This is a genomic window from Mulberry dwarf phytoplasma (assembly GCF_056504655.1).
In genome coordinates, this window is record NZ_CM151418.1 from 150,084 (window position 1) to 176,043 (window position 25,960).

The following is a 25,960-nucleotide window of genomic DNA, read 5'->3' on the forward strand; positions in this document are numbered from 1 at the left end:
TTTTATTTTAATGAATTGATTATCACAAACAAAACTTTTTAACAATTAATAATTATTTGATTATCTCTATTATATCTCTTTCAAAAAAAATAAAACAAATTTAAATAAAACAAATTTAAATAAAACAAATAACAAACTAAATAATTCTATCAATAATCTCATAATTTTACTTATAAGTCATAAAAAACTAAATTTTTGCTCCCTTAACTTCTTTGTTTTATAAGAGAAAAATTAAAATATGTTATAATTAAAATAGGTTTTTATTTACCTTAAATAAAAAATCTTTCCTAATCATACCAAATTACGAAAAAAAATATTCCATTCCTTATTATTATCTAATTATATTAAAGAAATTTTTTCGAAGAAAGGCAACCAAAATGAACAAAGATAAAGTTATTCAATTTATTGACGGACAATTATTTAAAAACATGATTGCTAACGGAGCTATCAATTTACAAAACAACTACCAAACCATTGATAATTTAAATGTTTTTCCCGTACCAGATAGAGATACAGGAACTAATATGAAAATTACTATGATGTCAGGCGTTAAAGAAATTAGCAATTTAGAAACTCGTTCCATAGTAGAAGTATCCCAAGTTTTATCAAAAGCATTATTAATGGGTGCCAAAGGCAATTCAGGAGTTATTTTATCCCAATTTTTTGCAGGAATGGCACAAACTTACCAAAAACTCAATAAAGAAACTATCAATATTAATGATTTTATCCATTCACTTGAAGGAGGCTACCAAAAAGCTTACCAAGCTATTATAGAACCTCAAGAAGGCACTATTTTAACTGTTTTTCGTGAAGCTGTTAAACAAACTCTCAAAGCTAAATCCCAATTTAGTACTATTGAAGATGTTTTATCCAATTTCTTACAAAACGCCCAAAAAACTCTTTCCCAAACAACTGAATTATTAGAAGTCTTAAAACAAGCAGGAGTAGTTGATAGTGGAGGGGCTGGCTTTGTTGAAATCCTTAAAGGAATGTTATTATTTTTACAAGACCAAAAACTACTTCAAGTAAACCAAAATACCCAAACACACACAAATTCTGATAAAATACAAACGTTGGGACAAGTTAATATTAAATATACTTATTGCACTGAATACATTTTTCAAATCAAAGCATCCCAAGAAAAAAACCTTGATATGAAACAACTTAAACAAGCTTTATTACAAATAGGAGATTCTTTAGTTTTAGTTAAAGACCAAGAAATTCTAAAAATACATATCCATACCAACAAACCAGGACAAGTTTTAGAAAAACTCTTAACTTATGGCACATTAAAGGTAAGCAAAATTGACAACATGAAAGAACAACATCAATCAATTTTAGATCAAAAACACGACACATTTACCATACAACAAGAACCTACCCCAGACCCAAAGTCACCTTCAAACTTACCTAACTCAAATAAAGATCAAAAATATTTTTTTATTGCATTTGTAAATGATACCAAAAGCCAAAAAGTCTTTGCTGACCTTAAAGTAAATCACATTATAAAACAATCTACTTTTAACCCTACTACTTTTGAAAAACTTCTCCAAACAAATACTTCCCAAAACATCATTATCCTACCTAATGACACATCTCTTTTAGAAAAGCTTACAACCCAACTAAAACAATTACAAGGAACCAATCAAGAAATTGTCCTTTTACAAACTAAAAACATCGCTCAAGGATACAGTGCTCTTTTAGCTTTTAATAAATCATTGGATTTAGTACAAAACAAAACTATCATGGAAGAAACTATCAAAAACATCCAAACAGGAAAAATTATCTATGCTGATAAAAAAGATGCTAAAAACATATCCAATCAAACTCTTTTAGAAAAAGAATATTTATCTGTTTGGGAAGAAAAAATAATAGCTACTAATAAAGATAAATATCAAGCATTAAAAACATTACTCCAAAAAATGATTAAACCTCATCAAACCTTTTTAACTGTTTTTTATAATCCTTCATGTACTGATGAAAAAGAATTAGAAAAACTAGAAAATTTCTTAGAAACTAATTACGACCACATTGAATTAGAAACCTTAGAAAGCCAAAATAACAACATTCCTTACATTGTTTCATTAGAATAACAAAAGTGATCTATAAGATCATTTTTAAGCGGATATGACGGAACGGTAGACGTGCATGCTTGAGGGGCATGTAAGAAATATCTTGTGTGAGTTCAAATCTCACTATCCGCACCATTAATTTATTTATTTTAATTAAAATCATTATATTATAATATTATATTAAAAACCCCCTTAATAAAAAGGGGGTTTTCTTATTAGATTTCATGTTATTAAGAAATATAAAAACAATAATAAAAGATACAATAATTACAGTAATATAGATAAAATGTTTGTTTATTTTTTTCATTTTAAAATCAACTTTCTTATGTATTTAAAATATTTAATATCATTTTATTATTGTTATCTAAAATTACATAACTTGCCTATATTATACATAATTTTAATAAAAAACAATTGCAAAGATATTTTATTATATTTATATTTATACTGAAATTATTCCCACAATAAAACAAAAAGCAAGCTTTAATTAAAGCTTGCTTTTATGATATCTATAATATGTTATATTAATTTAACAATTAAACGCTGTTATTGGGGCAAAAAAAGCTAAATAATAAAGTTTTTTAATAAACAAATATAATACATCTAAATTATATAATGTATGGAGCGGGCGAGGGGAATCGAACCCCCATCTCATGCTTGGCAAGCACGTATAATAACCACTATACGACGCCCACATCATCTTAATTTTGGTTTTGGTGCCCTTAACAAGAATTGAACTTGTATTTCAGCATTACCATTGCTACGTTCTGCCGTTAAACTATAAGGGCTTAACATATTTTATTATAACAAAAAAAATATCAAAATGCAAATTTTTGACGAAAAAAATGAAAATTTTACCAAAAAACGTCAAAAAAGTAAAAAAAGTGTGTAAAAATGTTTGACTCTAAAAATAAATGAGTTATAATAGATAATAGGTTATGAAACCGAAATAATTTAAAAGAAGGAGTATTATTAATAATGCAAGACAAAAAACAACAGGGAACATGTAGATGGTTTTCTAAAGACAAAGGCTACGGATTTATCGTTTCAGCTGATGGGAAAGATATTTTCGTACATTACAGTTCTATTCAAACTGAAGTCTTTGGAAGAAAAACACTTAATGAAAACGACAAGGTGGAATTCACTGTTAAAGAAGGCGACCTCGGAGCTCAAGCTGTAGATGTTGTTGTAGTTAACGAATAATTTCATTAATAATCGAACAAAGGAAGGGATGCAAATCCCTTTTTTGTTATATATATTGAGCTTTTTGTTTGCTTGTGTAATTTTGATTTGAGTTTAGTTTAAATTTAGATAATTTTATCTTTGGCGCTTTTACAAAATTTTAAATTTATTGGTTATAATTTTTGAGTGGGCAAAAAGAATAAATTAATCAAAAATATGATCCATTCCAAAAACACAAATAACAAATCTAAAAATAACTTGATTTAAAAAAGGTTTTTTGAGTTAAAATAAAAATATGGGGATGTTTTGGATTTGCCAAGGTCAACGAAATTTATATAGCATATCTTGGTTACGCAAGTAAAAACGTCGAGGTTATAATAACCGGAAATAACAAACAAACTGTAACAAATACACAAGATTTTGCTGGACAAACTCCAGTTTATCAAATGAATTTTGCAAACAGTTTTTCTTCACAATTAGCTTTTGCTTAAATAAATAAGCAAAACCCGCACTTAAATTAACTTACGATTTAAGGAAGGCAATAAGGTAAGTTTTGCTAATTGGGTTTGTCTTTGCTCTTTTAGCAAATATCAAAAAGACTAGTAATTTATGGATTTTGTTTGTTTTTTCATAAATTGCGAACTTACAAAATAAACTAAATATGTAGAATATATAAATTAAAGTGATTTTGTACATGGGTTCGACTCCCATCATCTCCACCAAAATAAATTATAAATTATTTGCTTGTGTTATTACGTTTTTCCCAAAAAGAATATTTTTAATCCTTGACCAAGTTAAAACTGTCTTATTAGGAATCTTGTTTTTCGGAAAAATCATAAAAGTGAGTAATGGTACGAATTTTTTCAATAATTTTGTATACCTTAACTTCACTATTAGCATTTTCAGCTCCATGCAAATGCAATAAATAATTGTGCAGTTCATTAAAGGGCAAATTACTACTAATAAAAAGGGGCAACTTTTTTTCAGCTCTATCATACAACAAAGGAAGCAAAATTTCATCACGAAACCAAGGTGTCATATTTTCTGAACCTAGGTCATCCAAAATCAAACACTTAACATTTTTTAATTGTTGCAACCTTGTTTCTAAAGTATTATTATACAAAAAATTTCTAAATTTTCTAGTTATATCAGGCATAAAAAGAAAAATAACAGAAATTTGTTTTTGAATTAATTCATAAGCTATTTTTTTCAAAAAAATAGTTTTTCCAGTATTAAAAGAACCCGACAAATAAAAACCTTTGGTAGATTTTTCAAAATGTTTAATAATTTGTTTCATCTCTTTTAACGCTTTTTGCTTAGAATCATTATCCACTACAAATTGCCTCACTAAATGAGCATCAAAATTAATGCTACTATCAAACAATTCATTTTGCGATTGCCAATGTTCCTTAAAATAAAGAGCTTGAGATTTAACAGTAGGAACCCAAACAACTCTTAAAGGATTAGTTTTTATTTCTTGGCGATTCCCATATTCATTTTCTTGATCTTTGGTGAGCAAATAATGATAAATAATTGGCAGTTCATCATCAGAGATATCTAAATTTTTGGTTTCTTCGCACTGTGCAATCATTTTCCTAATTTTTATTTTTATATCTGAAAATTCCATAAATTAATTTTTCACCTCTTTTGCTTTTGTAAAATGTTATCAAATTGAATTGATTCCTTGTAATAATAAATCATCCAAAAAATTATGACTGTTTTTTCTTTTTAAAATCTTCTAACCATTTAGGAGAAATTTGTGGTTTTTTTAAATTAGATCTAAACTTAGTTTGGGATTGGTTTTTTTCTTGTTCCATATAAAAATCATATGCTGTTTCAGTATCAAAAATCCCTTTTTGCTCCCAAGATTTTAAGATTTTTTCCAAATAAACCACTGAGGGCACAAAGCCTTTTCGTTCCAAAATATAAGTTAAAAGCACATTGACTAGCCCCGGTTCTAAATTGTTTCTTTCCATAAATTGAAAAACAGTATCAGCCGCAGTGGCTTGCATATTTTTAGGACAATGATTTATAATAATTCTTTGAGTAGAATCTTTACGTTTTAGCAAAGCAATCGTATCTTGTTCATTATCTTGCGTTTTTTTCGCAAAAAACAAATTTTGATTTTGAGTATGCATCTGATAATATCTTTTTACACCTAGGCTTAATTTGGATAGTTCGATTTCGCTGGGCTTTGGAAAAGTTTTTTGATATATTTCCGAAAGTGTAGCTTCATCTAAATTATAAACTAAGCTTAATTTTTGAATAAAATCACTTGTTTGATTGCAAGTTAAAGATGGTTTTTTGAAACGTTGGGGCAATTTTTGCAAAAATAATTTATAATCAAAAGCGTTATTTAAAAACTGTCTTGGAGAAGAATTTGTTTGGTTATTGGGACAAGTAAAATCATTTGGTAAATCCATTTTTTGCACTTGAAACAAATCATCAAATTTTTTACTAATGTCTTGAAAAGCGTCCCAATTATTTTTTTTAGTGGAAGCTTCTTTACTAAAATGATTTTGCAAACTCAAAAAAGTAGCCTCTCCCACTTCACTTAATAAAAAATTACTAAAAAGAGGGTCTTTAAAAAACTCTTGAGATCTGCATGGCAAATTAAGCCAATAAATTCTTTCTTGGGTTTCGGAATTACAAAAAGTTTGAAGCAAATTAAGAGCTTCTAATTTTTCTTGTGCTTCTAAAAAATCATTTTTTGAAACCGCACTCAAATCAAATAAAAATTGATGTTGATAAAAAATATTAGGTTTTAGAGTTGCTAAAATATGATAAATACCAAGCGCATGAGTGCCTATTAGTGGTTGATAAAGCAAACTTAGGCTTTGATGGTCTACAAGCGACAAAAAAACTGAATTTTTGATTTGAAATAAATTTAGATGACTAAGCATAAAAACCTCTTTTTTAAAAATATTGATCTATTTTATAGTTGAAAATAAATCAATTATAATTCTTTATTAGAATTATGATTTTGACAAACAGGACAAAGATAAGTACCTCTGCCGCCAACTTTGATTTTGATAATTTTAGTTTGACAGTTAATACAAGGCTTATTAACTTTGCCATGCACTTGTAATTTGTTTTGAAAATAGCCTATAATGCCTGGTTGAGATTCAAAAGTACTTACAGTAGTTCCGCCCAGTTTAATGGCTTTGGTAAGTACTTTTTGGGAAATTGTTACAATTTCTTGCACTTGTTCCAAAGACAGTTCGCAAGCTTTAGTTTCAGGATGCAATTTTACTAAAAACAAAACTTCATTAACATAAATATTGCCTAATCCAGAAATTATTTTTTGATTTAATAAAACTTTTTTCAAAGCGCTTTTGGTCTTTAATATTTTTTGATACAAAACAACTGGATTGATTTCAAAAGGATCTAAGGCTAGTTGATGCAAGGTAGTTTGGGTTAAAAAAATGTTCTGATTCTTAACTTCAAATCTACCAAATTTCCTAAAATCATAATATCTTAAAGAACTTTTATCCTCCAAAATAATTGCAAAATGTTCGTATTTGTGTTTAGGCTCATCGCAAGGTTTGATAAATAATTTTCCTTCCATTCTCAAATGCCCTATTAAAACTAATTCTTGAGTTAAAAAAAATAATAAAAATTTACCTTTTCTTTGAATATCCAAAATGGTAGTTTGTTCAATTTTTTGAAATTCTTTGGTATTTTTAACAGCAGGCTCATAAAATACCTTAGTTGCAACAATTTTTTTTCCTATTAACTGTGTTTTTAAAAAATCTACAATAATTTGGACTTCAGGTAATTCTGGCATGCATTTGCTCCTTTTTTATCTTTGTTTTTGGATTGCAATTGTTCTTATGTTTTTTCTTTTGCTTTTTTATTGATTTGGATATTTAACATTTCTATTTTATAAATAAATTATAAATAATAAGATTTGTCCAATTAAATATTACCATTATCTAAAATAAAAAAATAATTCAAATGTTTAGAAATTAAATCTATGTTTTGTTGCAAATAATCATTTAAAGCAAAATAAGTAATTTTGGCAGTTTCATTGTTTCGTTCTAAATGGCGCAATAATTGCAATATGACAATTTTTTTCATATCTAAAATATTTTCTTGTAAAAAAACATATAATGTTTCTAAATCAAAATTCGGAGTTAATTTTTGATTACCAAAAAAAACTTTTCTTTTCAATAAAGTTAATGCATATTTTTTTTCTTTGATTTGTTGTAATAAACTTTGATAATAATTTATAATTTCATCATCCAAACTTAAATATTGATGGATAAAATCTTGGGCACAATTCGAAGAAATATTTAATTCAGGGATAATTGCTTTTGTCCACGCATCCACATCAAAATTCGTTGTTTCAGAAAGTTTTTGAGAGCCCTTTTTGATTTCTGATTTGGGCGCATTTACAAAAAATTGTAAGGTTTGTTCATCATTTAAAAGATGATTGTTTTCAATTTTAAAGTAATTTTTAATTTTTTGAATATTTCCTAAAGTAGCTAAAATTTTTAACGAAAAGCAAAAAAAATTATCATTAATTAAATAATTATAAGATTTTTTATTGTTTATTATATTTAAAAAACAACTATTTTGATACCCAAAAACATCTTTGAATGATTTTAATTGGTTGATGTGATTTTCTTGTTCTTGTTCTTGCCCTTGATTTGTTTTTGGTATTTTTTCTTGTTGTGTCTCTATTTTTTCATCCGTATTTTTTTCTATTGGCTGTGCTTCTATTATTTGTTTTTGTTGTACTAAATTAGTTTCATATTCTAATTGGGCTAAAATATTTGATAAGGGAAGTTCTATTTCTTGAAACAAAAATAATTGGTTTTGAAATTTTAAATGATTCAAAACGCTATTTTTGATGGCGTGTAATAAAAAAGCTTTAAAAGCTACTTTTTGCTCTAAAATAAAAATGTTTTGAGATAATTGGCTTACATAATTTGTGTTATTTAAAATATCTATTTTGGCTATAATATGACTAAATTCAAGATTTTTCAAAGGAAATAAAAGATAAGAAGCACAAACTAAATCAAAGATAACTCCGTTGAGTTCTTGATGTTTTGTTTTTAAAAAAAGTTGTGTTGCTTGATTGTGAAAAACAATTTTATAAAAATTAGCATCTTTTAGATAATTGCAAAAGTTATTATTATCAAAAGCCAAATTAGCATCTATAAAAAAATGTGTATTTTCATTGGAAAAACCAATTCCTTGCAAAAAAGTATTTGAGTCATTTTCTTTTTCTAACTCAAAAAAACAAGCCCAAATTTGGTGTGGTTGGATTTGAGCCAAAAAAGCATTTAGAGAGTTTTGGTCTTTGATAATTTGAAAATGAAAATTGTTTTGAGGTGGGTTGGCGCCTTGTTCTTGAACTTTTGGAGCGTTATTGTCATTATTGTTAGTGGTGGTGTTGTTGATAGGTCTGTTTTGATTTGTTTGGTTTAAATTATTATCATTTTCTAAATTGCTATCTTTTTCTACTTCTTGCACTTCTTTGGATTTGGGGGACGCTTCCTTATTATTATAATTTGCATTTGTATTTGTGGTATTTGGTTCTTTTTCAATTCTTGCATATTTGGTAATAGTTAAGCGTCTAAAATCCATTTCTTCATAAAAATTTTTAAGGTTTTGCGCCAAACGTATTTGTATTTCTGTTTGCATACAATCAAAGGGCAAGGGAACTTTAAGGTCAATTGCGGTAAGTATTTTGCTAAGTTCTAAATCAGCTTGGGAATTTTGGATTTTGGTTTTTAAAATAGGTTTAATGTTGTCTAAATTTTGCATCAAATTATCTAGGGAATCGTATTCTTGTAATAACTTTTGAGCAGTTTTAGGTCCTATTCCCAATACTCCTTTAATGTTATCAGAAGGATCACCAATTAAACTTTTATAATCAATCATTTGATATTCTTTAAGACCGTATTCTTCAAACAAAGTAGGAGGTGTATAGCATTTAATTTCACGCAATCCTTTTTTAAGCAAACAAACAGTAATTTTTGCATCTACTAATTGCAATAAATCCTGATCACTTGAATAAATAGATACTGTCTTATTTTGATTGCTTGCTTCTTTGGCTAAAGTACCTATAATATCATCGGCTTCGTATTCGTCTTGGACATGATATTTAACACCGATTAGGTCTAAATATTGTTTAATCAAAGGAATTTGACTAATCAATGCAGAAGGTGTTTCTGGTCTTCCTTGTTTGTAAGCATCGTATAATTGGTGTCTTTTGGTAGGTTTATGAGTATCAAAAGCTACTAAAATATAGCCTTTCGTTTCTTCTAAAATTTTTTCAAACATTCTAATAAAAGACAAAAGAGCATTAGTGTAGATACCTTTTTTATTTTGCAAAAGGGGTTTATATTTGCTTGCAGTTGCGTGATATGCTCGAAATAAAAGCGAATTGCCATCAACTAAAACTAAATGTTTCATTGTTTCTCCTATTTATTTTATCGTTTAGCTAATAGCCAAAATTGGATTATAAGTTAATAATGATTGTGTTATTTATAAGGTACAAAAGGAAAATAATTAATATAATATTAAAAAAAGAAAGTTTGGAAAAACTTTCTTAGAATACAAGGTTTTGTTTGAGTTTTTATTTTATTGCGTTTATAAAAAGATTTTATAATTTTAATTATAATGAGTTTTTTAATGAAGTCTTTAAGGCAAATCAAATCCATAAATAACTTTAAAAGATTTTTTTAAGTCTTCAATTCTAATGTCACTTTGCCCTTGGGTTTCGTAGCGAGCATTGATAATTGCATCATCTAAAAGATATTCCATAGTGCGTTGTCCTGTTTTGGATTTATCAGTTAATTTTTCCAATGCATCATTAATTGTTGTTAATAAATATTCTTTTGCAGTTGAGGTGATTGGTGTTTTTCTTTTTTCAATTAAGAATTCTAAGAATTTTTTTCTACCATTTGTATCTAAGAGTTTAACTTCTATGTGGTAGTTGAGGCGTGATTTGATGGCATCGTCTATTTGATCTAAGTGATTAGTGGCTCCAATTACGAAAATAAAAGCATCAGGGTTGTGGGGGCAGTGGTTTCTTAATGAAGTAATTTCGGCTTTGAAGGCGTTTAAGATGTCTTTCATTTTTTGGTCTTCTTGGTTGATAAGTTCCATTTTTTCCCATACTTGGTCGCATTCATCGATGAAAATTGCTCCCATACCATTATTTTTGTTTAGATGCCATTCAGCTCTAATGAAATCAAACATCGCTCTTATAATTTCGATTCCTTATTCGCGGGTTTTGGTGATAAAGTCGTAGGGGGTAAATTCAAAACAGCCTGCATCGGTGGAAGGGGAGGCTTGTCTTGCTTGTGACATAAATGCTCTTGCTAATAATGTTTTACCTGTTCCTGGGACTCCGTGTAGTAGGAGTCTTTTGGGTTTATTGATTTTTCCTGCGTTTTGGAACCATTCAGGATGAGATACCATTGCTAAAATCCAATTACAAGTTTCTTTTTCAGTTTCCATGCCAATTATGTTTGCAAAACTTATATTGTTTACTATATATCATCATTTGTTTCTTTACAACGTTGGGATACTAAAGGATGTTCGCTAAATTTAGTAGGAGGTTTATTGGCATCATATTGTTCCATTTGTTTTTGATATTCTTTAAATTTTTGTTGTTTGTATTGATGATATAAGTTATATGAAAAATAAATTGTTAAAGTGGTTGTTAAAATAAATAATAAAGTGCCAATAAAAATTTTAAAAAGTTTTCTTTACTTTTAGTTAATAGGTTCATATTTGTATTCCTTTTGGATTTTATAAAAATGCAGCAATTTTTAATAAAAAATGTAATTTATTTATTATTTAATATAACACAAATAATTATTCATTTTGTTTTAATTAATGATAAATTAAAGTTGATTTTAAAAATATTAAAGGGTACAAAAATACTTAATAAAAAGATTTTATAATTTTAATTATTTATTATTCATATCACGAAAAAAAGCCATCGGATCATTTTGTAATTTATCAAGATCTTGATCATCAAAATGTTGCATTTGCTTAGCTAATTTTTTTTGTTGTTCTAAAAGGGTAATTAGCTTGTTAACATCACTTAATTGATTACCAGAACCTTTGGCAATTCTTTGTCTACGTCTACTGCTCAAAGCAATTAATTGAGGTTTTTTCTTTTCTTGTTTAGTCATACTTTGAATTAAAACTTCAAATTTATTAAATCCATCATCACCTAAACTGGCAGAAAGTTGTTTCATCTTACCACCTAATCCAGGAATAAAACTTAACAATTTGCTGAAAGAACCCATTTTTTTTAATGTTTTTAATTGTTTTTGAAAATCATAATAATTATAACTATCATCAAATAATTTTTCCATCATTTGTTTACTTTGATGAGGATCAATTTTATCGGTAACTGTCTCAATTAAAGTTAAAATATCTCCCATTCCTAAAAGACGAGATGCCATTCTATCAGGATTAAAGGGCTCTAAACTGTCAATTGTCTCTGAAGAAGAAACAAATTTTAAAGGCAGATCTGTCATTGCTCTTACTGATAAAGCAGCTCCTCCTTTAGTATCTGCATCCATTTTGGTCAAAATAACTCCAGTTGCTCCTACTTGATTATGAAACGACTGAGCAATATTAGCAGATTGTTGTCCTGAAAGACAATCCACAACTAACAAAATTTCTGAAGGATTGGCTTTGGCTTTAATTTGTTGCAATTCTTGCATCATTGTCTCATCAATATCAAGGCGCCCCGCAGTATCAATAATTACTGCATCATATCCTTCTTGCAAAGCATGTTTTAATCCTGCATCTACAATATCTAAAACAGCAGTGTCAGGTTTAGAAAAAACATCGATATTGATTTGTTTACCAATAACTTTTAATTGTTCTACTGCTCCTGGACGATAAATATCACAAGCTACAAGCAAAACTTTTTTACTATTTTTTTTACGCAACCAAAGAGCTAATTTTCCTACAGTAGTCGTTTTACCACTTCCTTGCAACCCAATTAACATTAAAGTATCCAAATTACAATTAGGCTTAAAAGTAAGATCTGCACGAGTAGAACCCAAAATTTGAATTAGGGTTTCGTTTACGATTTTAATAATATGTTCTTTGGGGTTCAGCCCTTTTAAAACTTCTTGTTTCAAAGTCTTTTTTTCAATAATTTCATTAAACTTATCAATAACTTGTAAATGAACATCAGCTTCTACCAAAGAAACTTTAATATCTTGCATAATGTTTTGAATGTCTTGTTGTTCTAGGATTTTTTTTCCTCTAATTTTGTTAATAACTTTTTGTAAGCCTTCACCTAATATAATCATATTTTTATCTCCTTTTTGATGTTGTGAAATTTGTTTTTGTGGGGTTTAATTTTTTGTTGGGGCAATGTTTTTTAAATATTTTTGAATTCGTTATTTTTGATATAATAATTTTTATGTTTTTTTGTGTTTGTTTTTCGTTATTTGTTATTTGTTATTTTTTCTTTATAATTAGCAATTATAAAATATCTTCAGAAGTAAAAAAACCTTCAAATAAATTAAAAAGATAATTTTTAACATCAAAAGTAATTAAATCTTGGGATTTTTCGCCTACACCAATATATTTAGTGGGCAAATTGTATAAATATTTAATTGCAAAAACAATCCCTCCTTTGGAAGTGCCGTCAAGCTTGGTTAAAATGGCTCCTGAAAGTGGAGTTGCTTGATTGAACAAATCAACTTGATTAATAGCATTTTGCCCTGTAGTAGCATCCAAAACTAAAAAAGTTTGTAAATTGGAGGCGGGCAAATGTTTGCAAATAACACGATTAATTTTGGCTAATTCTTGCATTAAATTAGTTTTGTTTTGTAATCTTCCAGCAGTATCACACAAAATAATATCATAATTTTGACTTTTAGCAAGTTCGATGCCTTCAAAAATAACACTTGCAGGATGAGCTGGCAAAGGGTTGCAAAAAACTTCAACACCTACTCTTTTTGCCCAAATTTGGAGTTGTTCTACTGCACCTGCACGAAAAGTATCAGCAGCAATCAATAATACTTTTTTGCCTTCTTGTTTCAATGCTTCAGCCATTTTTCCAATAGTAGTTGTTTTTCCTACTCCGTTAACTCCTGTAAACAAATACATTTGAGGCAAGTTATTTTGAGATTGAAAAGTGTCTTCGGGATTTGTTGGATTGGAATCTTGATTTTGTTTTTCTTGTTCTTTTTCTTGTTCTTGCGGACTTTCTAATATGCCTTTCATACCTTTCATATTTTGATACAAATCAAACATTTTAGAAACAACAACAGAAGGAAGCTTTTGAGGATTTTTAATTTGAAATTGATTAATTTCATCTTTGATAGCTTGCATCAAAAAAAGAGTGGTTTTAGTACCAAAATCAGCTTGAATTAACAAACTTTCTAATGCTTGTAATAGGGTTTTTTCGATATTGTTAGATTGTTTCAAAAGAGTTTGAAAATCTAGAAAACTAGCTTTGGTTTTTTTAAGACCTATTTGATATTTATCATTATTTTTATTTTTAAAAAATTTACTTTTCAACCATTTAAACATTTATAAACTCTCCTTTTTGAAAGTAATTAAGGTATCAAAATAAAAAACTTATACCCAATTATTATAACTAAAATACTTGCTTTTTGATTGAGTTTTTTAGGGTTTGGGGATTTTGTTATCATAAAATATTTAAGGATAAATTAAAAAAACCAAAACAAACAATAAAAAGAATTTTATTATAACCCCAATTAACAAATTTTATTTCAAATTCCAAAATTGACTAATTACAACATTATAAATAATAAATACTTCATAAAAACAAAAAAACAGAAATTAAAAATTAATTCCTGTTCTAAATTTATAAATAATATTAATTATTAATCCTCCTTTTTACAAAAATTCCATAAAGTTTTAATAAGAGGCCAAAAAACTAACAGACATAAAGCAAAAGCCATAGATGCTTCATATTTTTTATCTACTTGTTTTTCAATAATATAATCAAAGACAACTAAAGCTCCTGCAATATAAACAGACGCCCACGAAATAAATAGACTTACAAATAGGAGCACTAACATAAAATAAGGGTCAAATAAGGATGAAAGTTGACTTAATTGCGAAACTGATGCCAACCAAAGGAAAGCAACCCCATAAAATAAAACATAGTAATTACAAAGAAATTAAAAACTACAAAAGCAAATTTATTAATTAATTGTTGATTATTTTGTTTTTTAAACTTTTTATAATAAAGTAAAATAGTAATTGCAAAATTACTCATCAAAATAAAAATAAACGAAAGCAACATAGTTAGGCATAAATGTTTATGTATTAGTAATTTATCAGTCAAATCGAATGTATGTGATATATTCAAACAAACATATAAATAACCCATAAACATCCCTAAAAATATCCCCAAAGCAATAAGACAAACAGGAGCTGTCAATCGTGTTATACTTGAAGAAAAACAAACAAATACAAAAGCAATAATACTTATAATAGCAGGCAGATACAAATATTTAAAAATAATTGTTTTTTTATTTCACCTAAATTTGGGCAAAAAAACTAATTCATGCCATACAACTGCATAAGAAAGTGCCAAAAATAAAAGCATTAAACTAATCCATAATAAAGTTTTTTGAATAACTCTTTTATGGTTTGCTCTACGATAAACTGCAACCGAACTTAATTTTTTATTATCTTTAATTTTTTCTTTAAGATTATCTAATAAAAACATGTTATTTCACCTCTTTATTAAATTGAATTATCAAATTAAATTTGTTAAAGTTCTAAAGCCTCTAACTTAAATATAATAAAAGACTTTATGCCTTTATTATAACTCAAATATTTAATGAGTAGTTAATTTAATATGATAAATATTAATAAAATAGCAAATAACAAAACTATTTATCTACTATTAATTATAATATAACATAAAAACTATATTACAATTCAACATTTATATTAAAAAATATTAATTTATTATTCATCATAATACAATTAAAATTAACTATGTAAAACTCTAAAAACTTAAACATTAAATTGCTACATAACAAAAAAACCAACTTTTAAGTTGGTCTCCTTATTATTTTATTATTTACTATTAATATTTTATTATTTACTATTAATATTTTATTATTTACTATTAATATTTTATTATTTACTATTAATATTTTATTATTTACTATTAATATTTTATTATTTACTATTAATATTTTATTATTTACTATTAATATTTTATTATTTACTTATATTATTTACTTATATTATTTACTTATATTATTTACTTATATTATTTACTTATATTATTTACTTATATTATTTACTTATATTATTTACTTATATTATTTACTTATATTATTTACTTATATTATTTACTTATATTATTTACTTATATTATTTACTTCTTATATTATTTATATTATTTACTTATATTATTTACTTATATTATTTACTTATATTATTTACTTATATTATTTACTTATATTATTTACTTATATTATTTACTTATATTATTTACTTATATTATTTACTTATATTATTTACTTATATTATTTACTTATATTATTTACTTATATTATTTACTTATATTATTTACTTATATTATTTACTTATATTATTTACTTATATTATTTACTTATATTATTTACTTATATTATTTACTTATATTATTTACTTATATTATTTACTTATATTATTTACTTATATTATTTACTTATATTATTTACTATATTATTTACTTATATTATTTACTTATATTATTTACTTATATTATTTACTTATATTATTTACTTATATTATTTACTTATATTATTTACTTATATTATTTACTTATATTATTTACTTATATTATTTACTTATATTATTTACTTATATTATTTATATATTATTTACTTATATTATTTACTTATATTATTTACTTATATTATTTACTTATATTATTTACTTATATTATTTACTTATATTATTTACTTATATTATTTACTTATATTATTTACTTATATTATTTACTTATATTATTTACTTATATTATTTACTTATATTATTTACTTATATTATTTACTTATATTATTTATATTATTTACTTATATTACTTATATTATTTACTTATATTATTTACTTATATTATTTACTTATATTATTTACTTATATTATTTACTTATATTATTTACTTATATTATTTACTTATATTATTTACTTATATTATTTACTTATATTATTTACTTATATTATTTACTTATATTATTTACTTATATTATTTACTTATATTATTTTATATTATTTATATTATTTACTTATATTATTTACTTATATTATTTACTTATATTATTTACTTATATTATTTACTTATATTATTTACTTATATTATTTACTTATATTATTTACTTATATTATTTACTTATATTATTTACTTATATTATTTACTTATATTATTTACTTATATTATTTACTTATATTATTTACTTATATTATTTACTTATATTATTTACTTATATTATTTACTTATATTATTTACTTATATTATTTACTTATATTATTTACTTATATTATTTACTTATATTATTTACTTATATTATTTACTTTATATTTACTTATATTATTTACTTATATTATTTACTTATATTATTTACTTATATTATTTACTTATATTATTTACTTATATTATTTACTTATATTATTTACTTATATTATTTACTTATATTATTTACTTATATTATTTACTTATATTATTTACTTATATTATTTACTTATATTATTTACTTATATTATTTACTTATATTATTTACTTATATTATTTACTTATATTATTTACTTATATTATTTACTTATATTATTTACTTATATTATTTACTTATATTATTTACTTATATTATTTACTTATATTATTTACTTATATTATTTACTTATATTATTTACTTATATTATTTACTTATATTATTTACTTATATTATTTACTTATATTATTTACTTATATTATTTACTTATATTATTTACTTATATTATTTACTTATATTATTTACTTATATTATTTACTTATATTATTTACTTATATTATTTACTTATATTATTTACTTATATTATTTACTTATATTATTTACTTATATTATTTACTTATATTATTTACTTATATTATTTACTTATATTATTTACTTATATTATTTACTTATATTATTTACTTATATTATTTACTTATATTAACTACGATATTGCAAATCTAATAATTTTTGATATAATCTTTTTTCTTCTAAACTTAATTGGTTAGGAGTTTTAATATGAACAACAACATACTGATCACCTTTACGATAAGAAGAATTAAGATGTGCAACTCCTTTATTTTTCATTCTTAATTTATTGCCTGATTGAATCCCTGCAGGAATTTTTAAAGCTACTTCACCATAAATAGTAGGAATCAAAATATTAGTTCCTAAAACAGCTTCTGGAAAAGTAATAAAGATTTCTAAAATAATATCATATTCACGTCTTACAAAAGATTCATGAGGACGCACTTTAAAAGTAATATATAGATCTCCTGCTTTTTGATTATTGCTTAAAGGAATAAAATTTCCTTTCCCAGGAACTTGCAAAGACATTCCTTCTTGAATCCCTGCAGGAATATTAAAGGTAGCTGATTGCTTAACTTTTTGACGTTTTTGTCCGTGACAAGCATAACATTTATTTTTAATTTCTTGTCCTTTACCACTACAATTAGGACAAACTTGACGAGAACGAATATTACCTAAAAAAGTTCTTTGCTCAGTAATAATTTGTCCAGTTCCGCCACAACGTTTACAAGTAATAACATCTTGATTGGAAACTGCTCCTTTACCATGACAAACTCTACAATCAGCTTCTACAGTAATTTCAATAGTTTTGTTAGCTCCTAAAACAGCATCCATAAAACTTATAGTCATTTCTACTTTTTTATCATAAGAAGGTTTTTTAGTTTGTTGATTACCAAAAATATCTCCAAAGGAACTAAAAAAAGAATCCCCAAAAGAATCAAAACCATCAAAACCACCGCCACCAAAGCCAGAAAAACCGTTATCAGAAGCATCACCAAAACGATCATAATTACTTTTTTTAGAAGCATCTCCTAAAACACTATAAGCTTCTTGAACTTCTTTAAATTTGCTCTCGGCGTTAGCTTCTTTGGAAATATCAGGATGATATTTTTTAGCAAGACTACGATAAGCTTTTTTGATGTCCTCAGGACTTGCGTCTTTATCTAGACCCAAAATATGATAATAATCTTTTTTTGTCATTGTAGCTAACTTCTCCTAATAATAAAACTAAGGGGGGGTTTCCTTTGATTTCATTATTCTTTATAGTTTGTTTTTTGTGGTTGTTTTTGTTTTTGTATATTTTTTGTTTGTTTTTATGGTTGTTTTTGTTTAGTTTTGTTTTTATTATTGATTATTTTTGTTCTTCAAAATCAGCGTCTACTACTTCGTCTTGAGGTTTTTCATTTTTAGCAGTAGTGTTTTCTTGCGTACCTTTTTCTTGTGCTTGTTTTTCTTGAGCTTTTTGGTAAGCTTTCATTGCAATTCCTTGAGATTCTTTAGTAAGACTTGCAGTTTTTTCTTTAATTAAAGCAGTATCGTCTCCTTTTAGAGCTTCTTCTAATTCTTTAATTTGAGTCTCAACTTTGTCTTTTTCTTCTGGTGTAACGTCAGCTTTTAGATCTTCTAAAGATTTTTTAGTGTGGAAAATCATATTTTCTGCTTCATTACGCGCATCAATACTTTCTTTTTTCGCACGATCTACCTCAGCATTTTCTTCAGCTTCTCTAATCATTCTTTGAATTTCTTCTTCTTTAAGGGCACCACTTCCTGAAATAGTAATTTTTTGTTCTTTGTTAGTACCTAAATCTTTGGCTTTAACTGATACAATTCCGTTTGCATCAAGGTCAAAAGTAACTTCAATTTGAGGAATTCCGCGCGGTGCTGGTGGAATATCTGTTAATTGGAATCTTCCCAAAGTTTTATTATCAGCTGCTAAAGGGCGTTCTCCTTGTAAAACATGAATATCTACTGCTGGTTGATTGTCTGCGGCAGTTGAAAAGACTTGTTTTTTGGAAGTTGGAATGGTAGTGTTTCTTTCAATTAATTTAGTAAAGACATTACCCAAAGTCTCAATTCCTAAAGAAAGCGGAGTTACGTCTAACAGTAAAATATCTTTAACGTCTCCTGATAGAATTCCTCCTTGAATAGCAGCTCCAATAGCAACTACTTCATCAGGATTAATACTCTTATTAGGAGTTTTTTTCAATTCATTTTTAACTAAATCTTGTACTGCAGGAATGCGAGTAGAACCACCCACTAAAAGCACTTGATCAATTTTTTCAATATCTAATTTGGCATCACTTAAAGCACGTTTTACAGGAGGCAAACAACGATCAATTAAATCTTTAGTAAGTTCATTGAATTTAGCACGAGTCATATTGTATTCTAAATGAAGTGGACCTGCTTCGCTCATTGTTAAGAAAGGCAAAGAAATTTGTGAAGAAGCAACACCACTTAATTCTTTTTTAGCTTTTTCAGCAGAATCTTTTAATCTTTGCATTGCCATTTTATCTTTGGAAAGATCAACACTATTTTCTTTTTTGAATTCTTGCACTAAGAAATCTACTATACGTAAGTCAAAATCATCGCCTCCCAAAGCATTGTCTCCAGAAGTAGAAAGAACTTCAAAAGTACCATCAACCAAAGTTAGAATAGAAACATCAAAAGTTCCTCCTCCTAAGTCAAAAACTAAAATGGTCTGTTCTTTATCACCTTTGTCAACGCCATAAGAAAGAGCAGCTGCAGTTGGTTCATTAATAATACGTTTAACATTTAAGCCTGCAATTTTACCTGCATCTTTGGTAGCTTGTCTTTGAGCGTCATTAAAATAAGCAGGAACAGTAATTACTGCCTCACTTACTTGAGCTCCTAAATAATCTTCAGCAGTTTTTTTCAAATTTGTCAAAATCATTGCACTAATTTCTTGCGGAGTGTATTTTTTACCACCCACATTAACAGTATAATTAGCTTCTCCCATGTGTCTTTTGATAGAACTAATAGTATTAGGATTAGTAATTACTTGACGTTTGGCAATTTCTCCTACCATAATTTCATCACCTTTAAAAGAAACTACAGACGGAGTTGTTCTTCCACCTTCAGCATTAGGAATAACTTTTGCCTCGCCACCTTCCATTACAGCAACACAAGAGTTAGTTGTTCCTAAATCAATACCTATAATTTTATTCGTTTTTGTCATTTTTATCACTCCATTCATTTACTTTAACCAATGTTGGTCTTAAAATTCTTTTTTTATATAAATAACCTTTTTGTAAAACTGCTAAATTAGTTTTATCAGGTTTTTTAGGGTCGCACACTGTTTCTAAAGCGTGGTGCAAAGCAGGATCAAAAGGCTTATTAAGAGCCTCAATTTCTTCTACTCCTTCATCTTGCAACACTTTTTTTATTTGTTGTTGTAACAACTTAAATCCTAATAAATATTTTTGCAACAATTCATTTTGTGTAGGCATATCAATGACTTTTTCTAATTGTTCCAAGGGCATTAATAAATTAGTAATAAAATTACTTGATGCATATTTTAATTCATTTGCTTTTTGAGTTTGGGCTCTTTTCTTAAAGTTAATCAATTCTGCTTGATTTTTTAACAACTCTTCATCAAAGGTTTTTTTTTGTTGGGTAAGTTGTTGTTTTAATTCTTTAATTTGAGTTTGTAATTTAGTAATTTGCAGATGACTGTTTTCTTTTGATTGATGTTTTTGTTGTTTGGTATTTGTTTGTTTAGTTTGATTTGATTGATTTGATTGATTTTTAACAGTTTCATCTTCCTTTTGGTTGTCTTTATTTGTTGTTTTAGTTTCTTCTTTTTGACAATTTTTGCATTCTTTACAATTTTTATGCAATTCTTTTGCTTGTGTTTCTAAATTATCTAAGTTATCTTGGTCTTTTTCTAAAAACATCTTAAAACCTCTTTTCTTGATATAATTATGTTTTTATTACGTTACTTACAAGTATTTTGGCAGCCTGTTTAGTTATTTTTTTAATAAATTATAAATTATTTCATTATTACTTATTACTTATTATTTGTTATTTGTTGTAATTGTAATTATTACTTATATTTTATCTTACAATTATTTATTGTATTATTTATTCTTTTATTTGTTATTCTTGATCGTTTAATTTAGATAAATGAACTGCCAAATATTCCAAAATAGGAATAACTTTAGGATATTTCATCCACGAAGGTCCTACAACTGCAATTCTTCCTTTCTCATTAGGATTTACATCAAAAGGAATAGAAAGAATCATACAATCTTTTAAAGGGGTAAGTTGCAAGCCATCAGAAAATTTAAAAGACAAACTATCTTGATTTAACATAATTTTTAATAATTCTTTACGCTCTAAAAGACCCATAAATTTTTTAATAATTTCAGGATTACTTAATTCAGGTTTTTCAAGCATTTTAGAAACCCCCGAAAAATAAAGATTCTCTGAGGCAAAACTACTAAAAGCTTCCATAAACAAAGCAATTAATTGTTCTTGAAAACAAATATATTTAGCAATAGTTTGTTTAAAAAAATCACTTTGAATAATATTGGCTGCTTCTGATAAAAACTTATCTGTCAACAAATCATTTACTACTTGCACTACATCTTTAAGGTCATAAATGCTAATTTCTTTTGTTTGATCCAAAGAAATATTTTGATGTTGTACATTTCCTTTATCAGTAATAATCAAAATAACAGCTTGAGTACTATTTAAAGGAATAAAATCAATTTTAGTAATTTTACTATTATTAAAAATATCAGAACCAATTGCCATAGTAGTATAATTAGTTAAATTATTTAACAAATTAAGAGCTTCTTTAATTACTTGTCCTTTACAAAAACGCTTTTTTTGAATCACTTTGTCAATGCTTTCAAACATACAAGCAACATCATGATCACGTGTTAATAAATGGTTTAGATAGTAAGTATATCCCTTAAAAGAAGGCACTCTACCACTAGAAGTATGATTTTTTTGTAAAAACCCTTCTTTTTCTAATTGCACCATATCATAACGAATAGTAGCACTTGCAAATTTAAGATAAGGCAAATGAGTAAGCAGTTTAGAACCTACGGGTTGTCCTTTTTGTGAATAGTTTTCCACTACAGCCTTTAAGATTAATTTTTTTCTATCTGAAAGCATATTCATCACCTCTTGGCACTCACATTAACGATTGCCAATAATATTGTATTACTTTTTTTGTTGAATGTCAACCCTATATTTTCATTTTGTTATATTTTTATTAATTTTATATTAATAATTATGTATTTTGTATTAATTTTAATGTGATTATAAATAATTAATAATAATAATATAAAAAAGAAAAAAGCATCCTTAAATAGGGGTAAGTTTTAGTTTTATTTAATCAAAACACTAAACCTGATGACACACCAACATCCCCCAAACCCACACAATCTTACAAACCTGATTACAGTAATAACGAAGGAATTTATACAGGAAGTCAAAGCAACCAAAATCCTTACTTACCTTCTCAAACATTTACACCCACATCACAACCACAAACAAAAAACGAAAAGAAATACGAATACGAAGGGGAACTTTATGATTTAGAAATGGTCCTTAACTTTAAAACCACTATTGAAGCAAGTATTAAAACCACCCAAGATTCAATTAAAAATTATCAAACTGAAAAAGAAAAAATCACCCAAATAAAACCACAACAACAAAGAGATGAAAAAACAACACGTTTAAACGAACATAAAACCAAACTAACAAACACAAAAAAGCAAACCAAACCTAACCCACGAACAAAAAACGGCAATTGAATTACAACTTGCCGAATCCAAAATTGAAATTGAAAGTTTAGAACGCGAAATTGGTATATTAGATGGGCAAATTAAATCAGTTGAAATGTTTGAAACACAATTTAATAGAATAATAGACCGTCTCCAAAATCCCTTTCCGACTACCAAAACAAACTATCCAAAATAAACGAACTACTCAAAAACTAAAACATACCCAAAATATTTTACCCTCCCAACATATTTTAGGCATAAAACCCACCCCCCAACCAACCAATATACCTAAAATATAAAAGAAAGGAGGTATAACAATGAATTTAAACACAATCCCCCATCCCAAACTAACAAAAAATTACTTAAACAATATTAAGATTATCTTAAATGATAGTCTTTTTTGTTTATATAATGACTTTTTACATAATAATAGTTATAATATAAATGTGGGGAAACACTTGTCCCTTCAATATATAAAAGAAAATAAATAATTTGAAAATAAATATTAAAGTTTTATTATTCTTAGTAATTATAAGTATATTGTTATTAGGTTTAATTCTATATCCACATATACAACAAGAAATAGCATTAGAAATAAACCAAGAAGAACCAAAAACACTCAATTTACAACTATCCAAAGAAAAAGAACTAAAATATCATCCTCAAATAAATTCTAATATTTTAATAAAGACAACAAGAAACAATTATGACTTAATAAAAAATGAAATACTCCATGATTTATTAACTAAAACTTGGAAAGATTGTAAAAGCAAATATAGTAATCATCCTACAACTCCACTTTTTGAAAAACAAGGATTAGGCTCTATTTATAATAGTTATTTAAATATCCAAAAAAACCAAAAACACACAATAGATAAAATCCATTATACTCAACAATTTCAAGAAAAAATGTTAGAAATGTACACCAAAGAACTAAATTTTATACTCAATTTACAATTATCAGACATTTATTTAATTACTGACAACCCCATATTTTAAAACATTAACTCATCTTTTTACAACCCGAAAAACTTTATAATATAAAAAAACTTTTAAAATAATAAATTATTAAAATAATAAAAAAATGATAAAATAAAATTAAGAACCAAAGATAAACACAATAGCACTTTTTAAAATAGAAAGCAAACTAAATGACCCGCAACAAAAAATATATCCTTATTACAACTATCTTTTTAATTTTAATTGGAATTACAACTTTTTATTTCTTTGTAACACCTCAATTATTCACTTCTGATGCGATGTTATTAAAAACCTCATCACAAAATAACAATAAAACTGAAATAAATAATAAAATAGAAGTCTCACAAGAAAATTTTAACAAAAGACTAAAATATATTACCAATAATGAACTTAAAGAACTACCAAAAATTCTACCTATAAAAGCAAAAGAAAAAGAACTACGCAAACAATACCAACAACAACAAATGTCTTTCATGTCTAAAGACGAAAAAGAATCATACGAAAATATTTTAAAAATAAATAGCAAAATGGATGACATATCATTGAGCAGCAAAAAAATAAATAAAGATATAAAAGTTTTAGAAAGACAATACGAAGCAGCAAACGAACAAGAAAAACGAAAAATAGAAGATAAAATGAATCGCATTGGTGATACATTACAACAATTAAGTCAACAAAACAAACAATTAGAAAATGATCAAACTTTAGCAATTACAAGGCATAACAATTTATTTCAAAATTTACAAACTAAAAATAAATTTAGTCAAATAGACATCCAACCTTACCAAAATGCTTTAAAAGAAATATACAATATTAAAAATTAATCTAAATCAATAAGACTCTCAACAAATGAGAGTCTTATTTTTATTATATAATTGAAATCACCTCCTTTAATATGGCAAAAAGTATCTTTTTTTTCACTTTTTAACTGTTTTTGAGCGATTTTTACGCAAAAAAAGAGTAAAATAAAGGTAAGGAGGTAAATTTATAATGAAAGGTAACTAAAAAATGAAAACCCTAAATAAAAAAAATATTACTATTACAATATCCATAATTACTGTTTTATCTATTTTAATAATTATTTGGACATATTTGGACGCAAAACACAAAATAAAAATCAAAGAAGAAAATCAAAAATTAGAAAATAAAAATGAACTTGCATTTAATTCTTTTTTTGAAAAACCTCCAAATATAAAAGAACAAATTATAAATTCTGAAATGCCGAAACAAAATCCATCCCAATTAAAAAAATATAATATTAATAAAATAACTGTTACCCCTTATTTAATTTATCCAGATTTATAAAACAATATCATAAGAGAGTATTGTTTTTTTGAAGGAATGAAACCCACTCAAAAAGATATTAATGGAAAAATAAATTTCTTTGAAAAAAAGATTTTGAAACATTAAGTAAAATTTTGCCATCATATTATATCATTTGGACTGAAGGTAAAAATAATTTATATAATTTAGAATACGAAAATGCAAAACCTAAAGAAAAATATGGTTGTCAAATTTCTAAAGCTGACTATTCATTAATACAAACTAGCAAACCAGATCATTGAGGTGTTCCATTTTTTTAGACACTTTTTTATTTCAAAATTACTCTTTAAGACTTAAAATTAAATAGATAATTTCATATCTTTTCAAACTAACAAATAATTTCATTAAACTTAAAAAGTGTCTAAAAAAATGGAACACCTCAATCGAAACACTTGTTAATGATGCTTGTATTAATATGTGTAGAAACAAACACACACAAATTGAAGTTCAAGACTTAAAAGAAGTTTGTTTATCAGTTTTAGGTTTTATCCCACAATAAAATAATATATATAATAATTTATAAAGCATTACAACAAAGAAATATTAATAAAAATTAAGTATATTTTTATCTATTTTGCGATATAATAATTTTACATAGTATTTAATACTATTACAATTA

The 25,960-nt window shown here is 25.8% G+C and carries 20 protein-coding genes, 3 tRNA genes, 1 other RNA gene and 1 pseudogene; 9 read left to right on the forward strand and 16 right to left on the reverse strand.

Annotated features, from left to right (window positions below; translation table 11 throughout):
* Positions 1 to 377 precede the first annotated feature (377 nt).
* Positions 378 to 2,093, forward strand: coding sequence for a DAK2 domain-containing protein (locus tag JAHGCCOI_RS00745; protein WP_227807097.1), 1,716 nt, complete (start codon positions 378 to 380; stop codon positions 2,091 to 2,093).
* A 28-nt stretch (positions 2,094 to 2,121) separates the two neighbouring features.
* Positions 2,122 to 2,207: transfer RNA gene (locus JAHGCCOI_RS00750), tRNA-Leu, on the forward strand.
* A gap of 485 nt (positions 2,208 to 2,692) precedes the next feature.
* Here the strand turns inward: JAHGCCOI_RS00750 and JAHGCCOI_RS00755 are convergent.
* Positions 2,693 to 2,767 (reverse strand) — tRNA-Gly (locus JAHGCCOI_RS00755).
* A gap of 19 nt (positions 2,768 to 2,786) precedes the next feature.
* Positions 2,787 to 2,860: transfer RNA gene (locus tag JAHGCCOI_RS00760), tRNA-Thr, on the reverse strand.
* A gap of 190 nt (positions 2,861 to 3,050) precedes the next feature.
* Between JAHGCCOI_RS00760 and JAHGCCOI_RS00765 the strand changes: the two genes are divergently transcribed.
* Together JAHGCCOI_RS00765 and ssrA are read left to right on the forward strand one after the other, a co-directional pair.
* A complete protein-coding gene (locus JAHGCCOI_RS00765; protein ID WP_069028065.1) occupies positions 3,051 to 3,275 on the forward strand; it encodes a cold-shock protein in 225 nt (74 codons plus the stop codon).
* A 276-nt stretch (positions 3,276 to 3,551) separates the two neighbouring features.
* Positions 3,552 to 3,976: a transfer-messenger RNA gene (gene ssrA, locus JAHGCCOI_RS00770) on the forward strand.
* Between the two features lie 86 nt (positions 3,977 to 4,062).
* Here ssrA and JAHGCCOI_RS00775 read toward each other — a convergent pair.
* The 14 genes and pseudogenes from JAHGCCOI_RS00775 to hrcA form a co-directional block, all read right to left on the reverse strand.
* Positions 4,063 to 4,881 carry an ATP-binding protein gene (locus JAHGCCOI_RS00775; protein ID WP_479492136.1) on the reverse strand — a complete coding sequence of 273 codons (819 nt, stop codon included), beginning with the start codon at positions 4,879 to 4,881 and terminating at the stop codon, positions 4,063 to 4,065.
* A gap of 82 nt (positions 4,882 to 4,963) precedes the next feature.
* On the reverse strand, positions 4,964 to 6,157 hold the full coding sequence (locus JAHGCCOI_RS00780; protein ID WP_479492137.1) for a DnaD domain protein: 1,194 nt from the start codon (positions 6,155 to 6,157) through the stop codon (positions 4,964 to 4,966).
* A 53-nt stretch (positions 6,158 to 6,210) separates the two neighbouring features.
* Positions 6,211 to 7,041, reverse strand: a complete 831-nt coding sequence (gene mutM, locus JAHGCCOI_RS00785; protein ID WP_479492139.1) for a DNA-formamidopyrimidine glycosylase — start codon at positions 7,039 to 7,041, stop codon at positions 6,211 to 6,213.
* A gap of 131 nt (positions 7,042 to 7,172) precedes the next feature.
* Positions 7,173 to 9,680: a 5'-3' exonuclease H3TH domain-containing protein gene (locus tag JAHGCCOI_RS00790; RefSeq protein WP_479492140.1), complete on the reverse strand. Its 2,508-nt coding sequence runs from the start codon at positions 9,678 to 9,680 to the stop codon at positions 7,173 to 7,175.
* Positions 9,681 to 9,908: 228 nt separating this feature from the next.
* Positions 9,909 to 10,730 (reverse strand): annotated as a pseudogene (locus JAHGCCOI_RS00795) (AAA family ATPase).
* A 455-nt stretch (positions 10,731 to 11,185) separates the two neighbouring features.
* Entirely contained in the window at positions 11,186 to 12,553 is a 1,368-nt protein-coding gene (gene ffh, locus JAHGCCOI_RS00800) for a signal recognition particle protein (protein ID WP_479492141.1), read from the reverse strand.
* 175 nt (positions 12,554 to 12,728) lie between these two features.
* Positions 12,729 to 13,784, reverse strand: coding sequence for a signal recognition particle-docking protein FtsY (gene ftsY, locus JAHGCCOI_RS00805; protein WP_212509221.1), 1,056 nt, complete (start codon positions 13,782 to 13,784; stop codon positions 12,729 to 12,731).
* A gap of 317 nt (positions 13,785 to 14,101) precedes the next feature.
* A complete protein-coding gene (locus tag JAHGCCOI_RS00810) occupies positions 14,102 to 14,353 on the reverse strand; it encodes a hypothetical protein (protein ID WP_479492142.1) in 252 nt (83 codons plus the stop codon).
* Positions 14,332 to 14,526, reverse strand: coding sequence for a hypothetical protein (locus JAHGCCOI_RS00815; RefSeq protein WP_479492143.1), 195 nt, complete (start codon positions 14,524 to 14,526; stop codon positions 14,332 to 14,334). Before JAHGCCOI_RS00815 ends, JAHGCCOI_RS00810 begins: the two co-directional genes overlap by 22 nt.
* Before the next feature lie 234 nt (positions 14,527 to 14,760).
* Positions 14,761 to 14,955 carry a hypothetical protein gene (locus JAHGCCOI_RS00820; protein ID WP_479492144.1) on the reverse strand — a complete coding sequence of 65 codons (195 nt, stop codon included), beginning with the start codon at positions 14,953 to 14,955 and terminating at the stop codon, positions 14,761 to 14,763.
* Between the two features lie 2,458 nt (positions 14,956 to 17,413).
* The gene (dnaJ, locus tag JAHGCCOI_RS00825) at positions 17,414 to 18,481 is read right to left on the reverse strand and encodes a molecular chaperone DnaJ (RefSeq protein WP_342386520.1); all 1,068 of its coding nucleotides are present in this window, start codon (positions 18,479 to 18,481) and stop codon (positions 17,414 to 17,416) included.
* Positions 18,482 to 18,632: 151 nt separating this feature from the next.
* Positions 18,633 to 20,477, reverse strand: a complete 1,845-nt coding sequence (gene dnaK / locus JAHGCCOI_RS00830; RefSeq protein WP_479492145.1) for a molecular chaperone DnaK — start codon at positions 20,475 to 20,477, stop codon at positions 18,633 to 18,635.
* Positions 20,461 to 21,195, reverse strand: coding sequence for a nucleotide exchange factor GrpE (locus JAHGCCOI_RS00835; protein WP_479492146.1), 735 nt, complete (start codon positions 21,193 to 21,195; stop codon positions 20,461 to 20,463). Before JAHGCCOI_RS00835 ends, dnaK begins: the two co-directional genes overlap by 17 nt.
* A gap of 202 nt (positions 21,196 to 21,397) precedes the next feature.
* Positions 21,398 to 22,432 (reverse strand): heat-inducible transcriptional repressor HrcA, encoded by a 1,035-nt coding sequence (hrcA, locus tag JAHGCCOI_RS00840; RefSeq protein ID WP_479492147.1) that lies wholly within the window; start codon positions 22,430 to 22,432, stop codon positions 21,398 to 21,400.
* A 422-nt stretch (positions 22,433 to 22,854) separates the two neighbouring features.
* Here hrcA and JAHGCCOI_RS00845 point away from each other — a divergent pair, with 422 nt between their 5' ends.
* The 5 genes from JAHGCCOI_RS00845 to JAHGCCOI_RS00865 all read left to right on the forward strand — a co-directional run bounded on the left by JAHGCCOI_RS00845 (position 22,855) and on the right by JAHGCCOI_RS00865 (position 25,583).
* Positions 22,855 to 23,067, forward strand: coding sequence for a hypothetical protein (locus JAHGCCOI_RS00845; protein ID WP_479492148.1), 213 nt, complete (start codon positions 22,855 to 22,857; stop codon positions 23,065 to 23,067).
* A gap of 462 nt (positions 23,068 to 23,529) precedes the next feature.
* The gene (locus JAHGCCOI_RS00850; RefSeq protein WP_479492149.1) at positions 23,530 to 24,036 is read left to right on the forward strand and encodes a hypothetical protein; all 507 of its coding nucleotides are present in this window, start codon (positions 23,530 to 23,532) and stop codon (positions 24,034 to 24,036) included.
* Positions 24,037 to 24,188: 152 nt separating this feature from the next.
* On the forward strand, positions 24,189 to 24,842 hold the full coding sequence (locus JAHGCCOI_RS00855) for a hypothetical protein (protein ID WP_479492150.1): 654 nt from the start codon (positions 24,189 to 24,191) through the stop codon (positions 24,840 to 24,842).
* A gap of 184 nt (positions 24,843 to 25,026) precedes the next feature.
* Positions 25,027 to 25,323, forward strand: a complete 297-nt coding sequence (locus tag JAHGCCOI_RS00860; protein ID WP_212775306.1) for a hypothetical protein — start codon at positions 25,027 to 25,029, stop codon at positions 25,321 to 25,323.
* 113 nt (positions 25,324 to 25,436) lie between these two features.
* Positions 25,437 to 25,583, forward strand: a complete 147-nt coding sequence (locus JAHGCCOI_RS00865; RefSeq protein ID WP_479492151.1) for a hypothetical protein — start codon at positions 25,437 to 25,439, stop codon at positions 25,581 to 25,583.
* Positions 25,584 to 25,960: the final 377 nt, after the last annotated feature.

What these genes read in the sequence shown, in the direction of transcription:
- JAHGCCOI_RS00835 (WP_479492146.1), bottom strand. Translation starts at nt 21,195, where the DNA reads ATGTTTTTAGAAAAAGACCAAGATAACTTAGATAATTTAGAAACACAA.
- JAHGCCOI_RS00855 (WP_479492150.1), top strand. Translation starts at nt 24,189, where the DNA reads ATGACCCGCAACAAAAAATATATCCTTATTACAACTATCTTTTTAATT.
- ftsY (WP_212509221.1), bottom strand. Translation starts at nt 13,784, where the DNA reads ATGTTTAAATGGTTGAAAAGTAAATTTTTTAAAAATAAAAATAATGAT.
- dnaJ (WP_342386520.1), bottom strand. Translation starts at nt 18,481, where the DNA reads ATGACAAAAAAAGATTATTATCATATTTTGGGTCTAGATAAAGACGCA.
- JAHGCCOI_RS00745 (WP_227807097.1), top strand. Translation starts at nt 378, where the DNA reads ATGAACAAAGATAAAGTTATTCAATTTATTGACGGACAATTATTTAAA.
- JAHGCCOI_RS00780 (WP_479492137.1), bottom strand. Translation starts at nt 6,157, where the DNA reads ATGCTTAGTCATCTAAATTTATTTCAAATCAAAAATTCAGTTTTTTTG.
- dnaK (WP_479492145.1), bottom strand. Translation starts at nt 20,477, where the DNA reads ATGACAAAAACGAATAAAATTATAGGTATTGATTTAGGAACAACTAAC.
- ffh (WP_479492141.1), bottom strand. Translation starts at nt 12,553, where the DNA reads ATGATTATATTAGGTGAAGGCTTACAAAAAGTTATTAACAAAATTAGA.
- JAHGCCOI_RS00815 (WP_479492143.1), bottom strand. Translation starts at nt 14,526, where the DNA reads ATGTTGCTTTCGTTTATTTTTATTTTGATGAGTAATTTTGCAATTACT.
- JAHGCCOI_RS00790 (WP_479492140.1), bottom strand. Translation starts at nt 9,680, where the DNA reads ATGAAACATTTAGTTTTAGTTGATGGCAATTCGCTTTTATTTCGAGCA.
- JAHGCCOI_RS00845 (WP_479492148.1), top strand. Translation starts at nt 22,855, where the DNA reads ATGGTCCTTAACTTTAAAACCACTATTGAAGCAAGTATTAAAACCACC.
- JAHGCCOI_RS00775 (WP_479492136.1), bottom strand. Translation starts at nt 4,881, where the DNA reads ATGGAATTTTCAGATATAAAAATAAAAATTAGGAAAATGATTGCACAG.
- JAHGCCOI_RS00765 (WP_069028065.1), top strand. Translation starts at nt 3,051, where the DNA reads ATGCAAGACAAAAAACAACAGGGAACATGTAGATGGTTTTCTAAAGAC.
- JAHGCCOI_RS00860 (WP_212775306.1), top strand. Translation starts at nt 25,027, where the DNA reads ATGAAAACCCTAAATAAAAAAAATATTACTATTACAATATCCATAATT.
- JAHGCCOI_RS00820 (WP_479492144.1), bottom strand. Translation starts at nt 14,955, where the DNA reads ATGTTTTTATTAGATAATCTTAAAGAAAAAATTAAAGATAATAAAAAA.
- mutM (WP_479492139.1), bottom strand. Translation starts at nt 7,041, where the DNA reads ATGCCAGAATTACCTGAAGTCCAAATTATTGTAGATTTTTTAAAAACA.